At 71.7% G+C, this 22,553-nt stretch carries 22 protein-coding genes; 13 read left to right on the top strand and 9 right to left on the bottom strand.

From position 1 onward, the window contains the following. Positions 1 to 30: 30 nt before the first annotated feature. Positions 31 to 1,911 carry an Hsp70 family protein gene (locus tag ACFPIJ_RS35525; RefSeq protein ID WP_380121864.1) on the top strand — a complete coding sequence of 627 codons (1,881 nt, stop codon included), beginning with the start codon at positions 31 to 33 and terminating at the stop codon, positions 1,909 to 1,911. Between the two features lie 423 nt (positions 1,912 to 2,334). Next, entirely contained in the window at positions 2,335 to 2,601 is a 267-nt protein-coding gene (locus tag ACFPIJ_RS35520) for a hypothetical protein (protein ID WP_380121862.1), read from the top strand. A 166-nt stretch (positions 2,602 to 2,767) separates the two neighbouring features. On the opposite strand, the gene ACFPIJ_RS35515 is transcribed toward ACFPIJ_RS35520, so the two are convergent. Together ACFPIJ_RS35515 and ACFPIJ_RS35510 are read right to left on the bottom strand one after the other, a co-directional pair. Further along, positions 2,768 to 3,688 (bottom strand): Ppx/GppA phosphatase family protein, encoded by a 921-nt coding sequence (locus ACFPIJ_RS35515; protein WP_380121861.1) that lies wholly within the window; start codon positions 3,686 to 3,688, stop codon positions 2,768 to 2,770. Positions 3,689 to 3,848: 160 nt separating this feature from the next. Next, entirely contained in the window at positions 3,849 to 4,760 is a 912-nt protein-coding gene (locus tag ACFPIJ_RS35510; protein WP_380121859.1) for a phytanoyl-CoA dioxygenase family protein, read from the bottom strand. A gap of 269 nt (positions 4,761 to 5,029) precedes the next feature. On the opposite strand from ACFPIJ_RS35510, the gene ACFPIJ_RS35505 reads away from it, so the two are divergent. Beyond that, complete coding sequence (locus ACFPIJ_RS35505; RefSeq protein ID WP_380121857.1) at positions 5,030 to 7,237, top strand: discoidin domain-containing protein; 2,208 nt, start codon at positions 5,030 to 5,032, stop codon at positions 7,235 to 7,237. A 279-nt stretch (positions 7,238 to 7,516) separates the two neighbouring features. On the opposite strand, the gene ACFPIJ_RS35500 is transcribed toward ACFPIJ_RS35505, so the two are convergent. From ACFPIJ_RS35500 to ACFPIJ_RS35485, 4 genes are all read right to left on the bottom strand, one after another. Then, the gene (locus ACFPIJ_RS35500; RefSeq protein ID WP_380121855.1) at positions 7,517 to 9,514 is read right to left on the bottom strand and encodes an MMPL family transporter; all 1,998 of its coding nucleotides are present in this window, start codon (positions 9,512 to 9,514) and stop codon (positions 7,517 to 7,519) included. 84 nt (positions 9,515 to 9,598) lie between these two features. Then, entirely contained in the window at positions 9,599 to 10,363 is a 765-nt protein-coding gene (locus ACFPIJ_RS35495) for an aminotransferase class IV (protein WP_380121853.1), read from the bottom strand. Beyond that, entirely contained in the window at positions 10,314 to 11,822 is a 1,509-nt protein-coding gene (locus ACFPIJ_RS35490; RefSeq protein ID WP_380121851.1) for a chemotaxis protein CheW, read from the bottom strand. Before ACFPIJ_RS35490 ends, ACFPIJ_RS35495 begins: the two co-directional genes overlap by 50 nt. Beyond that, positions 11,819 to 13,171, bottom strand: a complete 1,353-nt coding sequence (locus tag ACFPIJ_RS35485; RefSeq protein WP_380121849.1) for a methyl-accepting chemotaxis protein — start codon at positions 13,169 to 13,171, stop codon at positions 11,819 to 11,821. The genes ACFPIJ_RS35490 and ACFPIJ_RS35485 overlap by 4 nt, the downstream gene beginning before the upstream one ends. Positions 13,172 to 13,301: 130 nt before the next feature. On the opposite strand from ACFPIJ_RS35485, the gene ACFPIJ_RS35480 reads away from it, so the two are divergent. The 9 genes from ACFPIJ_RS35480 to ACFPIJ_RS35440 all read left to right on the top strand — a co-directional run bounded on the left by ACFPIJ_RS35480 (position 13,302) and on the right by ACFPIJ_RS35440 (position 20,481). Next, positions 13,302 to 14,360 (top strand): sensor histidine kinase, encoded by a 1,059-nt coding sequence (locus ACFPIJ_RS35480; protein WP_380121847.1) that lies wholly within the window; start codon positions 13,302 to 13,304, stop codon positions 14,358 to 14,360. A gap of 10 nt (positions 14,361 to 14,370) precedes the next feature. Further along, entirely contained in the window at positions 14,371 to 15,027 is a 657-nt protein-coding gene (locus ACFPIJ_RS35475; protein ID WP_380121845.1) for a response regulator, read from the top strand. A 20-nt stretch (positions 15,028 to 15,047) separates the two neighbouring features. Next, complete coding sequence (locus ACFPIJ_RS35470; protein ID WP_380121843.1) at positions 15,048 to 15,836, top strand: HEAT repeat domain-containing protein; 789 nt, start codon at positions 15,048 to 15,050, stop codon at positions 15,834 to 15,836. 58 nt (positions 15,837 to 15,894) lie between these two features. Beyond that, positions 15,895 to 17,127, top strand: a complete 1,233-nt coding sequence (locus ACFPIJ_RS35465; RefSeq protein ID WP_380121841.1) for an MFS transporter — start codon at positions 15,895 to 15,897, stop codon at positions 17,125 to 17,127. Positions 17,128 to 17,295: 168 nt separating this feature from the next. Continuing rightward, the gene (locus ACFPIJ_RS35460; RefSeq protein ID WP_380121839.1) at positions 17,296 to 18,003 is read left to right on the top strand and encodes an alpha/beta fold hydrolase; all 708 of its coding nucleotides are present in this window, start codon (positions 17,296 to 17,298) and stop codon (positions 18,001 to 18,003) included. A gap of 101 nt (positions 18,004 to 18,104) precedes the next feature. Further along, entirely contained in the window at positions 18,105 to 19,106 is a 1,002-nt protein-coding gene (locus ACFPIJ_RS35455; protein ID WP_380121837.1) for a hypothetical protein, read from the top strand. Between the two features lie 4 nt (positions 19,107 to 19,110). Beyond that, entirely contained in the window at positions 19,111 to 19,365 is a 255-nt protein-coding gene (locus ACFPIJ_RS35450; protein ID WP_380121836.1) for a hypothetical protein, read from the top strand. Positions 19,366 to 19,446: 81 nt separating this feature from the next. Next, complete coding sequence (locus ACFPIJ_RS35445; RefSeq protein WP_380121834.1) at positions 19,447 to 20,124, top strand: nucleotidyltransferase family protein; 678 nt, start codon at positions 19,447 to 19,449, stop codon at positions 20,122 to 20,124. Positions 20,125 to 20,292: 168 nt separating this feature from the next. Then, positions 20,293 to 20,481, top strand: coding sequence for a hypothetical protein (locus ACFPIJ_RS35440; protein WP_380121832.1), 189 nt, complete (start codon positions 20,293 to 20,295; stop codon positions 20,479 to 20,481). 144 nt (positions 20,482 to 20,625) lie between these two features. Here ACFPIJ_RS35440 and ACFPIJ_RS35435 read toward each other — a convergent pair whose 3' ends face one another. The 3 genes from ACFPIJ_RS35435 to ACFPIJ_RS35425 form a co-directional block, all read right to left on the bottom strand. Continuing rightward, on the bottom strand, positions 20,626 to 21,195 hold the full coding sequence (locus tag ACFPIJ_RS35435; protein WP_380121830.1) for a histidine phosphatase family protein: 570 nt from the start codon (positions 21,193 to 21,195) through the stop codon (positions 20,626 to 20,628). A gap of 36 nt (positions 21,196 to 21,231) precedes the next feature. Then, on the bottom strand, positions 21,232 to 22,101 hold the full coding sequence (locus tag ACFPIJ_RS35430; RefSeq protein WP_380122087.1) for a PHP domain-containing protein: 870 nt from the start codon (positions 22,099 to 22,101) through the stop codon (positions 21,232 to 21,234). A gap of 97 nt (positions 22,102 to 22,198) precedes the next feature. Next, positions 22,199 to 22,402 carry a hypothetical protein gene (locus ACFPIJ_RS35425; protein ID WP_380122085.1) on the bottom strand — a complete coding sequence of 68 codons (204 nt, stop codon included), beginning with the start codon at positions 22,400 to 22,402 and terminating at the stop codon, positions 22,199 to 22,201. Here ACFPIJ_RS35425 and ACFPIJ_RS35420 point away from each other — a divergent pair. Further along, positions 22,328 to 22,540, top strand: coding sequence for a hypothetical protein (locus ACFPIJ_RS35420; protein ID WP_380122097.1), 213 nt, complete (start codon positions 22,328 to 22,330; stop codon positions 22,538 to 22,540). The genes ACFPIJ_RS35425 and ACFPIJ_RS35420 overlap by 75 nt on opposite strands. Positions 22,541 to 22,553 lie beyond the last annotated feature (13 nt).

Here is a 22,553-nt window from a genome sequence, read left to right as displayed (position 1 = left end):
ACGGGTGTGTCGGACATTTAACCTGAAAGCGTGGGAGGCTATCAGCTGAGCGTCGACTTCGGCACCTCGAGCACCGTCGCGGTGCTCGCGGGGCCGGACGGCGAGCACCATCCGCTGCTGTTCGACGGCGAGGAGTTCCTGCCGTCCGCGACCTGCCTGGACAACGCGCCGCACCTGCTCGTCGGCCGCGACGCCCTCGTCCTGGGCCAGGCCCACCCGGACCGGCTCGCCGCGTATCCGAAACGCGCCGTGGACAGCGGCGCCGTCGTCCTCGGCGGCGTCGAGTGTCCCGTCGGCGACCTGTACGCCGCCGTCCTCGCCCGCGTCGCCGCCGAGGCCCGCCGCGTGGCCGGCGAGCCGATGAGCACCGTCACCCTCACCCACCCGGCCTGCTGGGACCGCCGCCGGCAGGCCACCCTCACCCGCGCCGCCGCGAAGGTCGGCCTCGGCCCCACCAGGCTCGTCGCGGAACCGGTCGCGGCCGCGCGGCACGTGCTGGACTCGGGAACCCTGGAGGTTGACGACGGCGCCGCCCTCATCGTGTACGACCTCGGCGCCGGCTCCTTCGACGCCGCCGTCCTGCGCCGCTCGGGCCCGACCTTCGACCTGCTCGCCCAGCGGGGCCTGTCCGACGCTGGCGGCCTCGACCTCGACATGGCTATCGCCGCCCACCTCGGCAGGCTGCTCGCCGACGACACCATCCGCTGGGAGCGCCTCGCCCGCCCGCAGTCCGTCGAGGACTGCCGCGCCGCCCGCCGCCTCCTCGACGAGGTCCGCGCCGGCAAGGAACTGCTGTCCGTGGCCGGGTCCACCACGATCCGGGTGCCGCTGTTCGACGAGGTGGTCCCGCTGTCCCGCGCCGACCTGGAGCGGATCGCCCGCCCGCTGCTCGACCGGACGATCAGCGCGACCGTCGCCGCGGTCGCGGAGGCCGGCGTCACCCGCGCCGAGGTCGCGGGCCTGTTGCTCATCGGAGGTTCGTCGCGGATTCCGCTGGTGGCCCGGGTGCTGCGTGAGGCGCTGGGCGTGGAACCAACCGCGATCCAGCGCCCGAAACTTGCGGTCGCCGACGGCTGCCTCCCGGTCCGCCCCCGCAATCCAGCCCGCCGCCCCGAACCCACGCCGGTCGCGGCGCCGACGCCTTCGCCCGCGTCCGAGCCCCATCCATCCGCTTCCGGTGTACGGGAGCCCGCCGCGTCCGAGCCTCGTCCACCCGTCGCCGGTGTACGCGGGCCCGCCGCGTCCGAGCCTCGTCCACCCGTCGCCGGTGTACGGGAGGCCGCCGCGTCCGAGCCTCATCGACCCGCGTCCGGGGTGCCACCATTCAGGCCGGCGGCGTTCGGGACGGCGCCCCCGCCACGGCTCTGGCCCGAGTCCCCGGTCGTCGAGCCGGTCGACGTCCCGGTGGAGCACCCGCCGTCGCTGCTGGACCGTGTCCGCAGGCGCCGTTCCCGCCCCCGCCCTCCCGCCGCGGCGGTCCCGCAGCCGGCCGCGAAGCTCACCCGGTCCAGGGCCGCCCGCGTGGTGAAGGTCGCCGCCGGCACCGTGGCCGGCTCCGTGTTGGCCCTCGCCGCGGGTGTCTGGGGCGGCTTCGTCGTGGCCCCGTCGGAGTCGTTCTCCACGATCCAGGTCGGCCAGTGCGTCCGCCAGGACGGCGCCGAGGCCCGCCGCGTCGACTGCGCAGAGGCGGACGCGTACACCGTCACCGCCAGGGTGTACCCGGCCGGCTCCTGCCCGGACCCGGCCCAGCCCTACGCGATGCAGGAGCTGACCCAGCTGTGTCTCGCCCCGACCGCCCGGAGGCCCGTAGGCCCGATGCCGGTGGACTCGAGCTCGGCCGGCCCGAAGTCGGCGGACCCGAAATCCACCGGCCCGAAACCCACCGCCTCGACCCGCCGCATCGGCCCCTGATTCCGCCGCCGCGCTCCGACGCCTGGTGGTCGTCCACCCAGACCTTGTGACAGCTGCCGGTTGCGGTTGGTGTATTCGGGTGTTGCCCGCGGCTCCCGCACTGTCGGAACCGCCACTACCTGGTTGATACGTGTCTCGTGGCGAGCAGTAATCAACCAGGAAACCGCGAGATCGCTGGTTGCTTGGTGGTGTTGCCCGAACCGGCCACCGACGGTTTCGTTCCACAGCTGCCGGCGCTGTCGCGAGCCGTTGTCGCCGTGATCGACGTCGTGTGGTGGCTGTGCGAGTGGCCGGTTCGCGACTTCGATCACCGGAATGTCCGCAGCGGCCGGATTTGCGCGGCCGGTCTTCACGACCGTGACGGCGCGTCGGTGGCCCGTGCCCGCGACGCCGGCTGCCGTTGCGGGCCGCGGGTGCCAGGCTGTGGGTGCCGGGCTGCGGGTGCCGGGCCGCGAGTGCCCCAGCCTCAGGGCCGCCGGGTTGTGGGAATCCGGCGACGTCGCCGCATGCCCGGCGCTGTCGATGTCCGGATCACCCTTGTTGTCTGCTTGTGCTGCGCCGGGAGTGGATTTCCTGGTGATCGAAGTCGCTGGTCGGCAGTCCGTGCAGCTGTCCGTGCAGCCGGTGCACGACTTCGATCACTGGGAAGCTGCGGTGGTGGTCGGTTTGCGGCGCGGCCGGTTTCGATGACCGTGTCGGCGGCCTGTGCCCGCGACGCCAGCGGGAGGCTGCCGTTGCGGGCCTCCGGGCCGCTGGTGCCCGGGGCTGCGGCCCGCGAGCCTCCGAACTCTCGGCCCTCCCGGCCTTTCGGGCTCCCGGCTTTTCGGGCCCCAGGCCCAGCGCGGAGAGGGTGGGGTCAGGTGGTGGACAGCTCGGTGATGCGGCGCAGGAGCAGGCCTTCACGCAGGGCCCACGGGCAGACGTCGACGTGGGTGAGGTCGAGGGCCTCCATCATGGCGGCGGCGATGACCGCGCCGGCGAGGAGTTGGCGGGAGCGGCTGGCGGCGACGCCCGGGAGGGTGGCGCGTTCCTCGGGGCGCATCGCGGCGAGGCGCGGGATCCACTCCCGGAGGCCGGCCAGCGGGAGCCGGCCGTCGGCACCCGCCACGCGGGCCAGTTGCTTGAACGTCTTGGACGTGGCGATGGGGCGGGCGGCGCCGTCGACGAGGGCGGCGTGTGGCCGCACGGAGCGCAGGACGTGCCGGTGGACGGCGGCGACGTCGCGGGTGCGGGCCGGGTGGCAGGGCAGCATCGTGCGGGTGATGCGGGCCGCGCCGAGCGGCAGGGACACCGCGACGTCGGGCAGCTCGCCGGTGCCGGCAGCGATCTCCGCCGTCGCGCCGCCGATGTCGAGCAGGAGCACCGGCCCGGCGGAGGGCAGGAGCCCCGGCCCGGCGGACGGGCCGAGCCAGCGGCGGACGGCGAGGAACGTGACGCGGGCCTCGTCCTCGCCGCTCAGGGAGTGCAGCTCGATGCCGGCGGCCTCGCGGACGCGGTGGCGGATCTCCTCGACGTTGGTCGCGTCCCGGATCGTGGCGGTGGCGAGGGGGATGAGGTCGGTGACGGCGTGCCGGCGGGACGCGTCGACGGTTTCGGTGACGGCGGAGACGAGCCGGTCGACCGCGTCGTCGGACAGTGCCCCGTCGTCGTCGACGGAGTCGGCGAGCAGGGTCGGCGCCTTGAGGCGGAACACCGACTGCGGCGGGCCTCCGGGACGTGCGTCCACGACGTGCAGGTGCGCGGCGTTGGACCCCACATCGAGCACGGCCAGTCGCATCAGCACCCCCTCCACCCGTGACGTCGGCTACCTGAGCATTGTCCCACCGAAACGTTGCAGTTACGTTCCCGGAAACGGTCGGATCAGTGCCACGAGACCGAAGACACAGGGTACGCGGCGCCGAACCATCTATTGTGGACGGTCCGGACGCCAGTCGTGGTCAGCCCTTCGGGGCCTCGAAGACGAGCATCGCGTCCGCCGGAGGTTCGCCGTAGATGGAGCGGACCGTGGTCTCGTCGAAGCGGGACTCGTCGGCGACGTTGACGAAGTCGCGGATCGCGGTGCCCGAGCAGTACGTGTCGGCCAGCGGCGCGCCGCGTCCGGCCACGACGTCGGGGACGTGCACGGTGCGGAAGTCGACGCTGTAGCGGGCCAGGCCCGAGGTGTTCGGCGTGGACCGGTGCAGCTGGGCGCCGGAGAACAGCAGGACCTGGCCGGGTGCGGGGAGCACCACCAGCTCGTTGGGCGGGTTGTGGTCGGTCGCGCCGGGGCGGACCTGCGCCTCCTGCTTGACCGACGCGGCGGTGGTGAGCCGGCCGACGTTGTTGCGGTAGTAGTCGAAGTCGCCGGAGTTGTTGTCGACGGGCCGGTTGAAGCGGTCCAGGTCGAAGGACATCGCGTTGTCGTCGCGGGCCGGGAAGATCGGCAGCCACCAGTTGAGCTGCTGGTTCGGCGCGGAGTACCACACGTCGCGGTGCCACGGGAACGCGAAGGCCACCCCGGTCGTGAGGTGCCCGACGGGGAACGAGGTGCGGGGCTTCGGCACGTCGAAGTGGGTCTCCTCGGCGGTGAACCCGGCCTCTTCGATGATGTTGCGGACGAGCTTCTTGGACCGCTCGTCGTGGATGAACCGCGGCTTCCACGGGCCGAGCAGCGCGGCCATCGCGGCCGGCTCGTAGTGCTCGTGGGCGTGCTCGGGGTCGTGCGGTGCGAACAGCTCGGTCAGCTGCTGCCGGGCGTGGTCGACGAACTTCGCGACCGAGGGCAGTTTCGTCATCACCAGGAGGTGACCGTCGTAGAGGCGTTGGCGGAGCACCTCGGGCGGTGCCTGCAGGTCGACGTGAACGGCCATCTGTCTTTCCTCCCCGGAGAAATATTCGCTGGTGAGCCTAGGCATCCCGGGAGTTCGGCGACACCCGGGTCCCCAGATGGCGCCAGGGTTCGTCAGCTTTCCGACTGAACCGGCGGACGCCCCTCGGGCGATCGGCCGACCCGATTCCGTCAAATCGGGTCGGCAAGATCGAACATGGCAAATGGATGGCAAACGATTGCCGTCTGGAGAGCCCGGTCACTACCGTCCGAGGCACATGTCCCGACCCCGCCAATGAGGGAGATGCTCCAATGCCCCATGCCCCCCAGCCGCCCAGCGTGCCGAAGGCCGTCACCAGGGCCCTGCTCAGCGCCGTCCTGCTGCTCGGCGGCACCGTCGCCGTCCTCGGTGCCACCGCCGGCGCCGCGCAGGCCGCCTGCGGCACCACCAACCTCGCGCTCAACAAGCCGGCCACGTCCTCCTCCAACGAGAACGGCAGCCTCACCCCCAACAAGGCGGTCGACGGCAACGTCAACACCCGCTGGTCCAGCGCCTTCAGCGACCCCCAGTGGCTGCAGGTCGACCTCGGCGCCGCCACCGACGTCTGCCAGGTCGTCATCACCTGGCAGAACTCCTACGCCAAGGCGTTCAGCGTCGAGGTCTCGCCGACCGGCGCGGCCGGCAGCTGGACGTCGATCTACTCCACCACCACGAGCACCGGCGGCACCCAGACGCTCAACGTCAGCGGCACCGGCCGCTACCTGCGCGTCTACGGCACCCAGCGGGCCACCGGCTATGGGTACTCCATCAAGGAGCTCGCGGTCTACAGCGGCACGACGACCGAGCCGCCGGTCTGCACCAACCCGCCGGCGTCCGGCGCGCTGCCGCCCACGTTCATCGTGTTCGACCCGTCCATGTCGGCGGCCAGCATCCAGAGCCAGGTGAACACGGTCTTCGCGCAGCAGGAGGCGAACCAGTTCGGGACGCAGCGCTACGTGCTGGCGTTCAAGCCCGGCACGTACAGCGGCATCAACGTCAACACGGGGTTCTACACCTCCGTCATCGGCCTCGGCCGCAACCCCGACGACGTCGTCATCAACGGTGACGTCACCGTGGACGCGGGTTGGTTCGGCGGCAACGCGACGCAGAACTTCTGGCGGTCGATCGAGAACCTGTCGATCGTGCCGAGCGTCGCCAACAACGGCGACCGCTGGGCCGTCGCGCAGGCCGCGCCGATGCGGCGGGTGCACATCCGGGGCAAGCTCAACCTCGCCCCGAACGGCTACGGCTGGGCCAGCGGCGGCTACATCGCCGACAGCAAGATCGACGGCAGCGTCGGCCCGTACTCGCAGCAGCAGTGGTACACCCGGGACAGCTCGATCGGCAGCTGGGTCAACGGCGTGTGGAACATGGTGTTCTCCGGCGTGCAGGGCGCACCGGCCAACAGCTTCCCCAGCCCGCCGTACACCGTGGTCGGATCCACCCCGGTCATCCGGGACAAGCCGTACCTGTACCTGGACGGCAGCACATACCGGGTGTTCGTCCCGAATCTGCGCACGAACGCGGTCGGCACCACCTGGTCCGGCGGTTCCACCCCGGGCTCGTCGATCCCGCTGTCGGACTTCTTCGTCGTGACGCCGGGCACCGGCGCCGCCACGATCAACCAGGCCCTCGCCTGCGGCAAGCACCTGTTCTTCGCCCCCGGCGTCTACCACCTCAACCAGACGCTGAATGTCACCAACCCGAACACCGTGATCCTGGGTGAGGGGTACCCGACGCTGATCCCGGACAACGGGGTCAACGCGATGACCGTCGCCGACGTCGACGGTGTGAAGGTCGCGGGCCTGCTCTTCGATGCGGGCACGGTCAACTCGGACACGCTGCTCACGATCGGTGCGGCCGGCTCGACGGCGGGTCACGCGGCGAACCCGACCACGGTGCAGGACGTGTTCTTCCGCATCGGTGGCGCCGGGCCCGGCAAGGCGACCAACAGCCTGGTCGTCAACTCCAACAACACGATCATCGACCACATCTGGGCGTGGCGCGCCGACCACGGCGCCGGCGTCGGCTGGACCGTCAACACCGCCGACACCGGACTGATCGTCAACGGCAACAACGTCTCGGCGTACGGGTTGTTCGTCGAGCACTACCAGAAGGACGAGGTGATCTGGAACGGTCAGGGCGGCCGGACCATCTTCTTCCAGAACGAGATGCCCTACGACCCGCCGAGCCAGTCCGCCTGGCGCACCGGAGCGCGCGGGTACGCGGCGTACAAGGTGGCCGACACCGTCACGACGCACGAGGCGTGGGGGATGGGCAGCTACTGCAACTTCACCGCCGACCCGTCGATCGTCGCCGAGCACGGCTTCGAGACGCCGGTGACGGCCGGCGTGAAGTTCCACGACCTGCTCACCGTCTCGCTCGGCGGCAAGGGCACGATCGCGCACGTCATCAACACGACGGGCGGCCCGGCGCAGGGCACCAGCACGGTGCCGGTGTATCTGGTCAGCTTCCCGTAGGTGCTCGGCAGGCACGCCGCCGACCGGAAACGGCCGGCGGCGTGTGCCGTTTTCGTTGACAACGTTTGACAGTTGCGAGATATCGACGTACAACTCTGTGAGAGCGCTCTCAGCCGGCTTGCCCGGGCCGGCCGCCACCGGCCCGGGCAGGCTCCGTATGCGCTCGGACCGGTCACCGACCGGCCCACGACGGGGCCCGCCCGGCTCGGGAGCGCCGGGCGGGCCCATCCACGTTTCCCGTGATCCGGAAGACTCTGAGCACCCTGGGGTGCACGAGGTCTACCGGATCACGGAAACCAGAGGGGGAGCGGCGGGCGCGGAAGCCGGCGGGACGCGGCCGGGCCACCAGGCGGCGCGGCCGAGCAGGGTCATCGTCGCCGGGACGAGGAGCATGCGGACCACGGTCGCGTCGAGAACGATCGCCACCACCAGGCCCAGCCCGATCTCCCGGATCGGCGCGAACCCGCCCAGCAGGAACCCGGCGAACACCACCACGAGCAGCAGCGCCGCCGACGTGACGATCCGGCCGGTCTGCTGCAGCCCGACGGCCACCGAACTGCGCGAGTCGGCGCCGGTGAGGCGGTGTTCGCGGATGCGGGCGAGCAGGAACACCTCGTAGTCCACCGACAGCCCGAACGCGATCGCCGCGACGAGGACCGGCACGGTCAGGTCGATCATGCCGAGGTCGCCACGGTCCTGGAAGACGAGGGTGACCACGCCCAGCGCGGCGCCGATGCTCAGGACGCTGGTGAGGACCGCCTTCAGCGGCAGCAGCAGCGAGCGGGTGAACGCGGCGAGCAGGACGATCGTCGCGGCGACGACGATGAGCGCGGCGATCGGGCCGTACCGGGCGAGCATGGACCGGTAGTCGACCAGCCGTGCGGCGTCACCAGTGACCAGGACCTCGAAGGGCGCCGCCACGTCGCGCACCGCGATGACCGTCGCGCGGCCCTGCGCGGTTTCGGGGCGATGCGCGGGCGTTGCCCGCACCACGGACACCGCCGCCGACACGGGCTCGACCCGCACGGCGGTCACCCCGGCGACGCCGCGCACGCGCTCGGCGAACTGCTGGGTGGCGGCGGCGTCGGCGGGGGAGCGCACGACGGCGAGGATGTCGTCGGGCCCGACGAACGCCGGGTAGTGCGCGACCAGCTGGTCGTATTGCTGGCGGGTCTGCGTCGAGGACGGCAGGGCCCGGGCGTCGCTGTTGCCGAGGCGCAGGTGCAGGGCCGGGACGGCGAGGGCGAGCAGTCCGGCGGCGGTGAGCACGGTGGTGAGCACCGGGCGGCGCTGCACCGCGACGGCGAGCCGGCCGAAGACCCCGTCGCCGGTCCGCACGGGCGCGGGCCGGATCCGGCGCCCGGTCAGTTTGAGGACGGCGGGCAGCAACGTGAGCACCGCGAACATGTTGACCAGCACGACACCGGTACCCGCGAGGCCCATGGAACGCAGGAACGCGTCGGGGAACACGGCCAGGCCCAGCAGGCTCGCGGCGACCGTGAGGCCGGTGACCGCGATCGTGCGGCCCGCCTTGTCGACGGCCGTGGCGAGCGCGGCGGCAACGTCCCCGGCACTGTCCACGAGTGCGGTCCGGAACCGGCTGATGAGCAGCAGCCCGTAGTCGACGGCGAGGCCGACGCTGAGCATGGTGGCGACCTGGATCGCGTACACGGAGATGTCGGTGCCGAAGCTGAGCGCGTAGAGCAAGCCGAACGTGCCGCCGATCCCGGCGACCGCGACGAGCAGCGGCATCGCGCCGGCGAGCAGGCCGCCGAACACGATCACGAGCAGGATCAGCACAGCGGGGAGGGTGAACAGCTCGGCCCGCTGCACGTCGGACTGCGCCTGCACGGCGAACTCGCTGTCGGTGAGCGGACCACCGGTGACGGTCACCCGGGCCGGGTCCACGGCCCGCAAGCGCGCGGCGACGTCGTCCGCGGCACTGTCCGGCGAGACCGTCACCTGCAACAGCACCGCCTTGCCGTCGTCGGACGGCAGCGGCTCGCCGACCTCGACGACGCCGGGCATGCCCCGCACGTCGGCGAGCGCGACGCCGCCGGTGGCGACCACGGTCAGCTGCGACGGCCGCGGCCCGGCGGCGGCGTCGCGCAGGTCCAGGGCCCGCTCGGTCTCCGAGCCGGGCACGGTGGCGACCTGCGCGGTGAGCTTCATGAACACCCCGCCGCCGACGCCGAACCCCACGGCGACGACCGCGACCCAGAACACGATGACCATCACGGGCCGGCGCAACGCCAGCGCTGTCAGTATCCGGAACATGGCGTCGATGCTCGTCGCTGCGGCACCGCTGCCGCTTCGCCGCCGGGAGCGGTCTTGGTCCTCCCTCTCAGGAGTGAGGCGCGCTCACAGCTCGTCCCACGGGACCGAGGACAGGGCGCCGGTGACGGTGGCCATGAGCGCGGGATCGACGTCGAACGGGTGCTCGTCGACGGCGGTGACCGCGACGACGCCGATCGAGTTGGTGACGAACGCGGCCCGGAACGTGGGCAGGTCGGCGAGCGTGACCGGGATCCGGCGGGACGGCAGCAGCGGCTCGAGCAGCTGCATCGTGATGCCCGGCAGGGCCGGCGCGTCGGGCCACACCACGTGGGTGCCGTCGAAGAAGGCGATGTTGTGCACCGCGCCCTCGATGATCTCGCCGTCCGGGCCGGTGAGCAGGGCGTCGTCGAAGCCGTGCTGGACGGCGGCGCGGCCCCAGTAGATCTGCCCGAAGCCACCGAGGTGCTTCACGTGCGCGACGGGGCGCTGGTACGGCACCGACATCAGCCGCAGCGGCGTCGGTGACGGGTACACCGGCGGGCGGACCGCGACGAGCACCGACAGCGGACCGTCCGGCGCGGGCTGGTAGACGTTGACCCGGACGGCCGCGTCGGGCACGTCGCGGACGGCGTGGCGCAGCAGCGAACGGGTGTGCGCGGGGTCCAGTGGCACGTCGAACAGGGCGAGCGACGCCGACGCCAGGCGGCTCAGGTGCAGGTTCAGGCCCTGCACGCGGCCCGAGCGGACCTGCATGGCGGTCAGGTGGCCGTAGTTCATCAGCGCCGGGAAGTAGAGCTCCTCAGGCGTGGGCGAGTGCCCGTCGATCTCCAGCCGGATCAGTCCGCTCATGATCGGTCACCATAGTCCGCACGACCTGTTCCAGGTCGACACGGGGGAGCATCCGGTCACCGATCTTCACCAGGGGACTGCCCGCGAGGGTGACCGGCGCGCCGGGGTCGGCGTCGGCGCGGCGCTCCTCCCACACCGACTCCTCGATCGCGCGCAGGTGCGGCACGATGAAGCCGACCCGGGTGCTGCGGGCCTCGATGAGCAGCACCCGGGCGGTCGTCTCGTCGACGTCGGCGGGCCGGCCGAGCAGCGCGGCGAGGCTGATCAGCGGCACGGTGGCGCGCTGGTGGGTGAAGACGCCGCGCAGCGGGCCGCCACCGACGAACGGGATGACCTCGGCCGGGAACGGCACGATCTCGGTGATCTGGGTCAGCGGCGTCGCGACGTCGACGCCCGCGTCGTAGGTGAGGAACTTGCGGACACTGTCCTGGATGACCCGGCCGTCGAACCGCGGGTCGGCGGTGTCGGTGCGGCCGGCGACCTGGGTCACCGCCGGGGTCCCGCCGACGGGTGTGCCCAGCGCGGCGAGGGTGCCCAGCGCCGCGTCGGCGCGCATCGCCGTGCCGTCCAGCACCAGGTAGGAGCCGCCGGCCTGGCCGGGCAGGATCCCCACGGCGTGGGCGGCGGGCAGCCCGAACTCCGGCATCGGCAGCACGTCCGCGTCCGGGACGGCGACGATGCTGATCACTTCGGTGACGGCGAGGACGAGCAGGCCCCGCTCGTAGGCCAGCGACACGCCGCGCTTCACGTCGACCGGGGTGAGCGCGCCGAGGCCCAGCACCGCGAGGGTGTCCACGGTCGGCACGTAGCGGTCGCCGAGCTCGACGACCCCGTGGATCGTCGGGCCGTCCAGCGGCGAGGACTTGAGGATCAGCTCCGGCACCACCGAGTGGATGTGGGACACGTCGACGGCCAGGCCGATCTCGCCGCAGCGCAGCAGCATCATCATGCTCCGGCCACCGGCGGAGATCCCGGACGCGGCCTGCTGCGCCTGCGCGACGGCGCCGCTCGGCCCGCCGGTGTCCGCGGCCAGGACCATGCCCGGGGTGTTCCTGACCGCGGCGCAGTCCAGCACGCTGACGACCGCGTTGTCGTCCGGTCGCTCGAAGGTACGGGTGAACAGCGGCAGCTCCGTGTTGACGCTGACGTCCAGGTGCGCCTCGTCCTCGATGTGCACCACGCCGCGGACCGCGTGCGCGAGCAGCCCGAACACCGACCCGTCGTAGGTCACGACGACGACCACCTCGGCGGCGGCCGCCTCGCGGCGGTTCAGCAGCAGCCGCAGGTCCAGCACCGGGATCACCTGGTTGCGCAGGTTGACCGCGCCGACCAGCCCGGGCGCGACCGCGAGCAGCGGGTCGAACGCCGCGGGGCACGGGATCACCTCGCGCAGCTCCGACAGCGGCAGCGCCACCTGGACGTCCGCGACGGTGAACACCCCGTACAAGGTCCCGGTCATGCTTGTTCAGCCGGGGCGGCGCCGATGAGGTCGCCGATCAGCGTGTTCACGGTCCGCGACGCCTCCTGCTGCTGGCGGGTCGAGGCGACGATGTGATGGATCGACTCAGCGGTCTTGCCGACGCTGCGCAGGATCTCCTCGAACGCGTCCTGCGCCCGCTGCGCCACCTGCGAACCCTGGTTGATGCGGGTCGCCGACTCCACGATGAGCCGGCTGATCTCGCGGGCGGAGTCCGAGGAGCGCTCGGCGAGCTTGCGGACCTCACCGGCTACGACGGAGAACCCGACCCCGTGCTCGCCGGCGCGGGCCGCCTCGATCGAGGCGTTGAACGCCAGCAGGTTCGTCTGCGACGCGATCTCGCCGATGACCTGCACGATCGCCGCGATCTGGTCGGAGGAGCGCTCCATCAGGTCGATCGCCTCGATCGACTTGCGGAGCTCCTCGAAGCCCCGCTGCGCGTTGGACTGCGTCTCCCCGGCCAGCTCGCTGGCCTGGCCGGCGTTGCCGACGATCTGCGCGATGGACGTCGACAGGTCATCGATGGCGCCGCTCATCTCGCTGGTCTTCGTGTTCAGCCGGTGCTCCAGGGCGACCTGGTCGGTGATGTCCTGGGCGTACTTGACGACCTTCACCGGATCGCCCGAGAGGTCGAAGATCGGGTTGTAGTTGGCCTGCAGGTACACGTCGCGGCCGTACTTGCCGATCCGGTGGAACCGGCCGTTGAGGAACTCGCCGCGGCTGAGCCGCAGCCAGAAGTCCCGGTACTCCGGCGAGGTGATGTAGTCCTGGGTGCAGAACATGCTGTGGTGCTGCGTCTTGATCTCCCGCAGCGAGTAGCCCATGGTCCGCAGGAAGTTGTCGTTGGCCGTCAGCACGTTGCCCTCGAGGTCGAACTCGATGACCGCCTGCGCCCGGTCGACCGCCGAATACTTGCCGCGCAGCTCGGCCAGCAGCCGCCGGTCGTTGGTGATGTCGTATGCGGTGAGCAGGATCGCGTCGGGCTCCTTGCCCGCGCCGCGCACCGGCCCGCAGTTGAGCCGCAGCCACCGCTGCCGCCCGCCGCTGTCCACGATCGAGGTCACCTGCTCCAGGAACTGCCCGACCCGCGCACTGTCCATGAGCTGGTCCACGATCCGCGACTGCAGGTGCCAGACCTCCTCCAGGCGCTTGCCGACGAGCTCCGGCAACGGCAGATCGGTCGTCTCCAGCACCCTGTCGTTCACCGAGACGACCGTGCCGTTCTTGGCGTTCAGCACCACGATCATGCGCTCCTGCACCAGGAGGCTCAGCGACGCCTCGGCCAGGGCCGGAGTGTGGCTGTCGTTGACGAGGCCGATCGGTTCCGGCACGGTTGCTCCTCGGGTACCGCAGCGGTGCGAAATCACGCATCGTGAAGTTCGGCGGGGTCCCGCCGACCTTGAGCAGAAACCGCTCCTGCGACTGAGGCGCGGCGGCACCGCGGCGGCCAGAATGACTGCCATGCGCATCCGGGCCGTGGACATCCTGATCACCGTCGCGGTCACCGCTGCCAGCGTCTACCCGACGGTGCAGTGGGGCGCCCCGCTCGACGTGCTGCTGGCGCTGCTCGCCTCCGTGCCGCTGCTGTGGCGCCGGCAGGCCCCGATCCTCGTCGCGCTGCTGTGCGGCGTCGGCACCACCTGGCTGTCGGTGACCGACCACCTGTTCGACCAGCCCTACGGCCAGCTCGTCGCCACCTACACCTGGGCCGAGCTCGCCACGCCGGGATGGCGGCTGTTCGCGGCCGCCGGCACCGTCGCCGGCGTCGGGCTGTCGCTCATCGTGCCGCAGGAGAGCCCGCCGTCCTTCGGCTACGTCGGGATGATGTTCGTCGCCGCGTATGCGCTCGGCACCGGCATGCGGGCCCGCCGCGACCGCATCGCCTACCTGGAGGAGCGCACCCGCCGCCTCACCGAGGAGCAGGCCGCCGCCGCGGGTGCCGAACGGGCCAGGATCGCCCGCGACATGCACGACGTCCTGGCGCACTCCGTCGGGCTGATGGTCGTGCAGGCCGAGGGCGGCGCCTCAGTCGTGCGGACCGACGCCAACCGGGCCGAGGCGGCGTTCGACGCGATCGCCGACACCGGCCGGGAGGCCCTCGTCCAGCTCCGCCACGCCCTGGGCGTCCTGCGCGACCAGCAGCCGGAGCCGCCGGGCCTGGACGCGGTCGCGTCGCTGGTCGAACGGGCCCGCCGGACCGGCCTGGACGTCACGCTCACCCGCGACGGCGTCCCGCCCGTGCCCGCGGACGTCGGCGCGACCGCGTTCCGGGTCGTGCAGGAGGCGCTCACCAACGCCGTCAAGCACGCCGGTGCGCGGCATGTGGCGGTAGTACTGGCAGCAGAAGGCCCGGCACTGCGGGTACGGATCCGCGACGACGGCCGTGGCGGCGGCGCCGGACCCGGGCACGGCCTGTCCGGCATGGCGGAACGGGTCGCGGCCGTCGGGGGCACCCTGCGGACCGGGCCACCCTCGCAGGGGCAGGGCTTCGAGGTCGATGCCCTGCTGCCGGCCGGGTAGGTTGGCCGCCGTGCTCAACGTGGTGGTCGCCGACGATCAGGCCCTGGTCCGTGACGGCCTGTGCATGATCCTTTCCTCTCAGCCGGACATCACCGTCGTCGCCGAGGCGGCCGACGGGGTCGAGGCAGTCGCCGCCGCGCGCACCCACCGCCCCGACGTCGTCCTCATGGACGTGCGGATGCCCAACCTCGACGGCATCGGCGCGACCCGCGAGATCTGCGCCGCCACCGCCGCCCGCGTCCTGGTCCTCACCACGTTCGACCTCGACGAGTACGTGTACGACGCGCTGCGCGCGGGTGCCTCCGGCTTCCTGCTCAAGGACATGCACCGCACCGAACTCGTGGCCGCGGTGCGGACCGTCGCCGCGGGCGAGTCGCTGCTGGCCCCGGCCGTCACCCGTCGGCTCATCGCCGACGTGCTGCGCCACCGGTCGGCGGCTCCACCCTCGCCGGGGTTGTCCACCCTGACCCCACGGGAGATCGACACGCTGCGGCAGGTCGCCCGCGGGCTGTCCAACGCGGAGATCGCCGCGGAGCTGTTCGTCACCGAGCACACCGTCAAGACGCACGTGTCCAGCGTCCTGACCAAGCTCGGCCTCCGCGACCGCGTGCAGGCCGTCGTCGTCGCGTACGAGTCCGGCCTGGTCCGCCCCGCAGGCCCGATCTGACCCATGTGTACCGTTGGGCGGTGGACCTCCGCTCCGGCTCCCTCGAAGAACGCGAGGAGCTGCTCTACGAACTCCTCGACCGCGCACCCGACGACGTCGCCGCCGCGGACGAGGTCCGCGCCGTCGTGCGCGACTACCGGGACCACCACCGCTCGCTCTACACCCGCGCGCTGAACCAGGCCGACGTCTTCGTCGACGAGTCACTGCGCGGACCGCTGCTCACCGCGCTGACCGACGCCCGGTACAACTGCCAGGCCTGGGCCGCGATGGGCTGCGCCGCCGGCGGCTTCACCGAGGCCGTCCCGGCCCTGCTGGACCTCATCGAGGACCCCGACTGGAACGTCCGCGAGCAGGCGATCCGCGCCCTCGGCCGGCTCGGCGACGCCAAGGTCGTGCCGGCCATCGCCCCGCTGCTCGGCGACCCGCAGGAGTACACCCGCCAGCACGCCGCCGACGCCCTCGCCGAGATCGGCGGCCCCGAGGCCCTCGAGGCGCTGTGGCACGAGTTCGAGCACCGCCGCTTCGCCCGCATCGGCTACGTGGCCAGCAACCTCGCCCGCTTCGCCCCTTCGGTCCTGCCGCGCCTCGAACGCGCGGCCACCAGCCCCGATGCCAACCAGCGGTACTGGGCGGCGATCGCGCTCGGCTCCACCGGCGACGAGCGGGCCGCCCCGACCCTGGAACGGCTCATGGCCACCGACCGCGGCGCCACCGTCTTCGACGGCCGGGTCGACGTCGCCGCCAAGAAGGCCCTGCGCACGCTGCGCCGCATCCAGTCCGCCATCGCGGCCCGCTCCGCTGCCGGCTGAATCCGCCCACGGCGGATCGCTCTTCCCATCCCGGGCATCACCACGGTCCAGTGGACGGATGAGCATCGGCGTGCGTACCTCGCCCTACTGGCCCGTCGTCAGCCACCCGAAGCTGGGACGGGTCCTGCCGGGCCTGGTGGTGTCCGCCCTCGGCGACGGCATGTCCCTCGTCGCCGTCACCTGGCTCGCCCTGCAACTGGCACCCGGCCCGCACCGCGGCACCTGGGTTGCCGTCGCCGTCGCGGCGTACTCGCTGCCCAGCGCCGCCGGCGGGGTCCTCTTCGGACGGTACCTGCGCGGCCGCCCCGGCGCGCAGCTCGCCGGCTGGAACGCGACCCTGCGCGCCGTGGCCCTCGGCGCGATCGCCGTCGCCTACGCACTGTCCGGGCTGACCCTGGGCCTGTACGTCACGCTGCTGGCGGTCTCATCGCTGCTCGCCGCGTGGGGCTCGGCGGGGCGGTACACGCTCATCGCCGAGCTGCTGCCGCCCGTACACCACCTTCCGGCCAACGCCGTGCTGGCCACCATCGCCAACTTCGCCACCATCGTCGGCCCGCCGCTCGCCGGCGTCCTCATCGGCCTGACCAACCCCGCGACCGTCATCGCGATCGACGCGGCCACCTTCGCCGTCCTCGCCGTGACCTACCGGCTCGCCGTCCCCACCGGCCCGCCGGCTGAGGCGTCCGGCCCGCCCGCCCGGGCCGGGTTCGGCGCCATCCGCGCCGACCGGACCCTGCTCGGGCTGCTCGTGCTCTCCTTCGCGTTCTTCTTCCTCTTCGGGCCGTTCTACGTCGCCATGCCCATCCACGTCGAGTCCGACCTGCACGCATCGGCCACGGTCCTGGGCGCCTTCTACACGGCGTTCGGCGCCGGCGCCCTGCTCGGCGGGCTCATCACCGGCTACCTGAGCCGCTGGAAGCTGTGGCCGACGACGATCGGCATCGTCCTCGCCTTCGGCACCGCGCTACTCCCGCTCGGCCTCGGCGCGCCGACGGTCCTCGCGGTCGCCAGCTTCGCCGTGGCCGGGGCGATCTGGGCGCCGTACATGTCGACCTCCATGGCGCTCTTCCAGCGCACCACGCCACCCGCCGAACTGCCCCAGGTCCTGGCCGCCAACGGCTCGGTCCTCGTCCTCGCCGTGCCGCTCGGCACCGTGCTCGGCGGCTTCGTCGTCGGCCCGCTCGGCGCCCGCTCCACGCTGCTGGCCTGCGCCGCGGCGACCATCGCCCTCGGCGTCGTGGCCGCCCTGCTCGTCGCCCGCCGCCGACCCGCCGTCGCAGCCACGCGCTAGCGCGGCTCGGACCCGTGCAGCGGGGCGTCGGCCAGGAAGCCCATCATCGCGAATTCCGGCACCGTGCTAGCTTGCCCCGGCAACTTTTACCTCGGATACGAGGTAAGTGTCAGGAGGTATGTGATGCGCGGCGCCCAGGTGCGACCAGATGGCACGACGATCCGCTGGGTGGAGTTTCCCGGCGCCGAACCCACCCGGGTCTATCTGCACGGGCTCGGCGCCTCCTCGCCGGCGTATTACGCGGCGGTGGCCACCAGTCCCGCGCTCGCCGGCCGGCGCAGCCTGCTGATGGACCTGCTCGGACACGGCATCAGCGACCGGCCGGCCGACGCCTCGTACACGCTGGAGGAGCACGCCGATCTCCTCGCCACCGCGCTGAGCGCAGCCGGAGTCAGCGCGGCAGAGGTGATCGCGCACAGCATGGGCGGCTCCGTCGCCATCGTGCTGGCCGATCGCCATCCACACCTTGTCTCCGCACTGGTCCTTGTCGACGCCACCCTCGACCCGCAGCCTCCGGGCGTCGGCCTCAGCGCCCGCTACACCGAGGAGCAGTTCGTGCACGGCCACGGCCGAGCCGAGACGCTGACCCGGGTCGGACCGGCCTGGGCGGCGACAATGCGCCTCAGCGGTCCGGAGGCGCTGTACCGCACTGCAGCACACCTCGGCCGCGGCACCACCCCCACGATGCGTGAGCTGCTGCTCGAACTGCCCATGCCGCGCACCTACCTCCACCCGGCTGGCGCCGAGCCGATCGGTGCGCGCGTCCTGACCGACGCCGGCGTACGGGTGGTCGCCGTACCCGACGCAGGCCACAACATCATGCTGGACAACCCCGAGGCCTTCGCCACGGCCACAGCCGCGGCGCTCAAGGCGTAGCCGCGACGCTCAAGGCGTAGCCGCGAGCGGGCCATCCATCGGGACGGTGTCGCGATGGCAGACTGGGGCTTCGGCTTCGGCATCGCAGGGAGGTGCCGCGCGTGGAATCGGATCAGTTTCGCCGGGCCGACGACATGTACGCCGCCCAGACCGAACGTATCCGGCGGGACATCGAGGGCAGCGGCATCGGGGTTGTCGCGGTGTCCGGGGCGACCCGGCCCGCCGAGCCGCGGTTCGGCGGGCTGCTCTCCGGCGATGGCACGGTGCTCGGCGTCGAGGTCGTCCACGACGCCGGAAACGTCCGGGTCGTCGTGGACACGGCACGACCGTCCGGCGGCCGGCCGCTCGGGTGGATGGTGGAGCACCGGCTGCGGCTGGCAAGGGCGAGGTTTCCCACCCTGGAGTGGACCGAGGACGACGTCACCGTGGTCGTCGACGGCGCGCCCGTGGCGGGCCGGATCATCCGGGCCGGCGAGCGGTGGTGGGCTGCCGGCTGCCGGCTGGGCGACCTGGAGATCAGCGTCGGTGCGCAGGACTGGCACCCGGACGTCATCGCCGTGGACACCATGGACGATGTGGTCGCGATGCTGGCCCGGCTCCAGCAGCCGGCCGCACCGGGGCGGGGCGGTGCGTCGGCGGACGGGGAGGTTCCCGATCACCTGCGGCGGGAGCCGCACCGGGCGCTGGTCGACATGATGCTCGCCGCCGCGCCGGAGCATCCCGAGTGGCTGGTGGGCGGTGGGGCGCCACCTGACCTGCCGCGCTACTGGGGGACGGTGTGGCGCGCGGCCGTGCGGCGTCACACGGAGCTGACCGACGAGCCGGACGCGGCCGCCGAGGAGTCGGTGCGCGGCATGGTGGACCAGTTGGGCAACCTGCACCGCGAAGCGGCCTGGTTCCGGGAGGAGCGGGCGCTGAGGGAGAGGGCCATCGACGAAACGCTGCTGCACGGCACCGGGCTGAGCGACACCGTCCCCAGCCGTCCGGCGCAGCTCGCGTGGCGGCGGCTCCAGCACGGCGGCGGCCAGGGCCCGCAGGCTTCCCACGCCGCTCACCAGGACTGGCTCGCGGCGTGGGACCGCTGGGCGGGGAGTCAGCGCTGATCGCGTGGCGAGTCTGCTGGTGCGCCGCTGGATGCTGGTGCATCCGACGATCCGGATGTTCGTGCTGCACGACCCTTCGTGCGACGACAGCTCCAACTTCAACGTCGCGATCGTCGCGGCGATGGCGGACTCTGTCGGCTGGGCGTACGGCATGGTCGCCGTCACCAGCGTCGCCGAGGTCGGCAGGATCCCGGTGAGCGTCGAGATCTGGGACGCCGCCGCCGAGGACGAGGGTGCGGCCTGGTCCGCCGACCCTTGACCTTCCCAGCGGACGGCGCCGTCGCCGGACGACGAGGAGGAAACCGGCGGTTTTGTCATACCCGTGTGGTGGTATCGGCGCATGGATGTTGAGGTGGCGCGGCGGGGTCCGGGCGAGTTCCAGTTCGTGCACGTCGCGGCGGAGCTGGTGCCGGCGGTGATGAAGGCCGGATTCAACGAGCACGACGGGCACTGGTGCAAACGGTTCCCGGCCGACACCCCGCACCTGGACCGGGCCTGGTCCAACTTCTCACGGCTGGCCGAGCCGATGCTGCGGCAGTCCGCCGGGCTCGATCCGGTCCCGTGGGAGGCCGCCCTGGCCGAGGTGTGTCAGCGGCTGAACGCCGCCGGGGTCGACTGGTGGCTGGGCGGCAGCACCGCCCTTGCGATCAGGGGCATCCCCGTCATTCCGGGGGACCTCGACCTGATCGTCTCCGACGGTGACTCGAGGCGGGTGGGTGAGCTGCTGCTGGACGGGCTGATCGAGCCCGTCGCCCCGGCGAACTGGTTCTGCACCTGGTTCGGCCGCGCGATGCTCGGCGCCAGGGTGGAGTGGGTCGGCGGCGTCGGACCGACCGCCGACGAGCCGGAGACGACCGACTTCGGGCTGACGGCGGCGGGTCGCCTGGAGACTGTGGCGTGGCGAGGGTGGTCGGTCCGCGTGCCCCCACTGGACCTGCAGCGGGCGGTCAGCCTCCGTCGCGGGCTGGACGAGCGGGTCCGGCGCATCGACGAGTTCGCGGCCGGCTTACCCGCGTGAGCTGCGTTTTGGCCTGCTTGCTGCTTGGGCCGCGGTTGTCGGCAGCTTGCCCGCTTGGGTCGTGGTTGCCGGCGGCTTGCCCGCTTGGGTCGCGGGTCGCGTTCGTGGCCGGCTTACTTGCGTGAGTTGTTTGGGACCTGCTCAGAGGTCAGTTCAGAATGAGCTGACGTGTCGCATTGTGACGGTCTTACCGCCGCCCGGGCCGCCGACGCGCTGTGGGTGCTGACCAGCTTCGAGAGCCTCGACCTTCTCATCGCCGGCCGGGGCCTGACCGTCGACGCGGCGATCGAAACCCTGGTGACGATGGCCGAGTGCGCCGTCTGCCTTCCGGCGACGGCTGTGTGGATTCTCATGTGAGATGTCATCGACCGGATTGTTTACCTGCGGTTCCGCGGCGGCGTCTGCTGGGGATGTCTGGGCGCGTCGGCGTTGCTGAGGCGTTCCGGGAAGCCCTCTTCAGGACGGACTGCATTGTTCGAGCAGGCTCTGCGGGCCCGCCCGTCACAGGCAATCGTCGGTTATCGCTGGTTGGGTGTGCGGGTCGGTGAAACGGAGGCGGTAGATTGCTGGCATCGGCATGCGTTGCCAGAATGTCCAGTCCGTCGGCATGCCGAATCCGGACAACGCTCGCGAGATGAAGGTGCCGTGGGTGGCGGCCAGCACGAGTCGGCCGTGGTTTTCGTGAGCGAGCGCCCGCACCACGTCGACGGCCCGGACGGTGAGCTGGTCCAGGCTTTCACCCTCGGGCCTCGCGTGCGACGGATCCGCCCAACTGCGGGCGTAGTGCGGCTCCCAATCGTCGGTGTAGGGAAGTCCGTCGTCCCACTCCCGCAGCTGTAGGCGGGTGCGGACGGGAAGGCCAAGCGCCTGAGCTGTGGGCTTGACAGTCTGGATCGCGCGGCGGTATGGGCTGGACCATACAGCTACTGGTCGTAGCTTGGTCAGCGTTTCCACCAGTTCGAGCGCCTGTTGAAGGCCGTTGTCGGCGAGGGGGCGGGTCAACTCGTCAGGGCCCTCTGCGGTCGGAGGGATGGAGGAGGCGTGACGAACTAGAACCACCTCGGTGTGCACCTGTGGACCTCCCATGGAGTGCTGGCGTGGCGCGGTTCAGTCGACTCGGCTCCACAGGTCGTAGGGATTCGCGCCGGGGCGGAAACCGTGCGCCTCGGCCATGCGCGCCGCGTCCGCGAGGCCGTGGCCGACGTCCGGGGGTGAGTGGGCGTCGCTGCCGAAGGTGACTGCGTCGCCGCCTTCCTCATGCCACCAGGACAGGATGGCCGCGTGCAGGGGCAGCCGCGTGTTGATCTCCAGCGCTCGGCCGGACTGCGCGGTCGCCCGCAGCGCATGGCGGAACTCCTCCTCGAATACCTTCGGGTCGAACACCCCGGCCCGCTCTTGCGGCCACGAGCGAACCGGATAGTCGATGTGGGCCAGCACGGAGAACATCCCACTGATCGACATCATGATGGCTACGCCGGCCAGATATTCACGCATCACCTCGTGCGGGTCGCGGTGCGGGTAAATACCCCACGGCTCGGCGAACGCGCCCGTATCGGGAAGGGTGTGCAGGGAGCCGAGCACTCGGTCGAACCGGCCTGCGGCGAGGATCCGGGAGCATTGTTCGACATGCCGGTGTGGTTCGCCCATCTCCAGACCGCTGAGAATCCGCAATTGGGGGAACCGGTCGCGGCAGTGCTCGATCGCGGCCAGATAGCCGACTGGGTCGAAGGTGGGCGGTGTCAGGAGCCCGTCCGGGGCGGCGATCACGGTGAGGTGGTCCATGACGTATGGACCCTCTAACGCGATCCTCCACACGGTGTGGTCCAGGTGCTCCGTGAAAGTGATCGCCGGTAGCCCGAGTTCCAGGGCACGAGCGCAGGAGCCTTCCATGTCGCCCACTGCTGTGTCCCAGGACCACTCGCTGTGCACGTGGCTGTCGCATGGCAACGACACTTCGCACCCCCGTCGATCGGGCATCGTCGCCATGACGCTATCGGTTCACGGTGCTGAGGCGCCGAACTGCCCGGTCCGGGCGGAGCACGGTCGGTGATCGCGGTTGACGGGACGGCGCTGGTCAGGCGCTGATTCGCGGGAGTCTGGCGCGGGTCTCGCGCAGCGCCTGAATGTCCGGCTGAACGACGAGGTTCAGCAGAGTGGTGCCGAGTGCGATGGGGCGTTGTCGCCGGCCAGCGGAGCTCGCGCGGTGGTAGAGCTGCTGGCCGAGATCGGTTTCAAGCCGGTGCAGTTGCTCGATGAGCGTGGCCCGGTTGATGCCGATGGTGCGCGCGGCGGCGTCGATGGTGGGGTGGGTCATCGTGACGGCGAATCGCTCGAGTCGTTCGGGGCCTCCTCGGTCGGCGAGCGCGCGGTGCAGGTCGTCGCCGGTCCGGCCGGCGTTGACATGAAGTCCGGTTGAGGTTTTAGCGTCT

This window comes from Dactylosporangium cerinum, from assembly GCF_042653625.1.
Taxonomy (GTDB): Bacteria; Actinomycetota; Actinomycetes; order Mycobacteriales; family Micromonosporaceae; genus Dactylosporangium; species Dactylosporangium cerinum.
The sequence above is the reverse complement of the archived record's forward strand: the minus strand, read 5'-3'. Positions and strand labels throughout refer to the sequence as shown.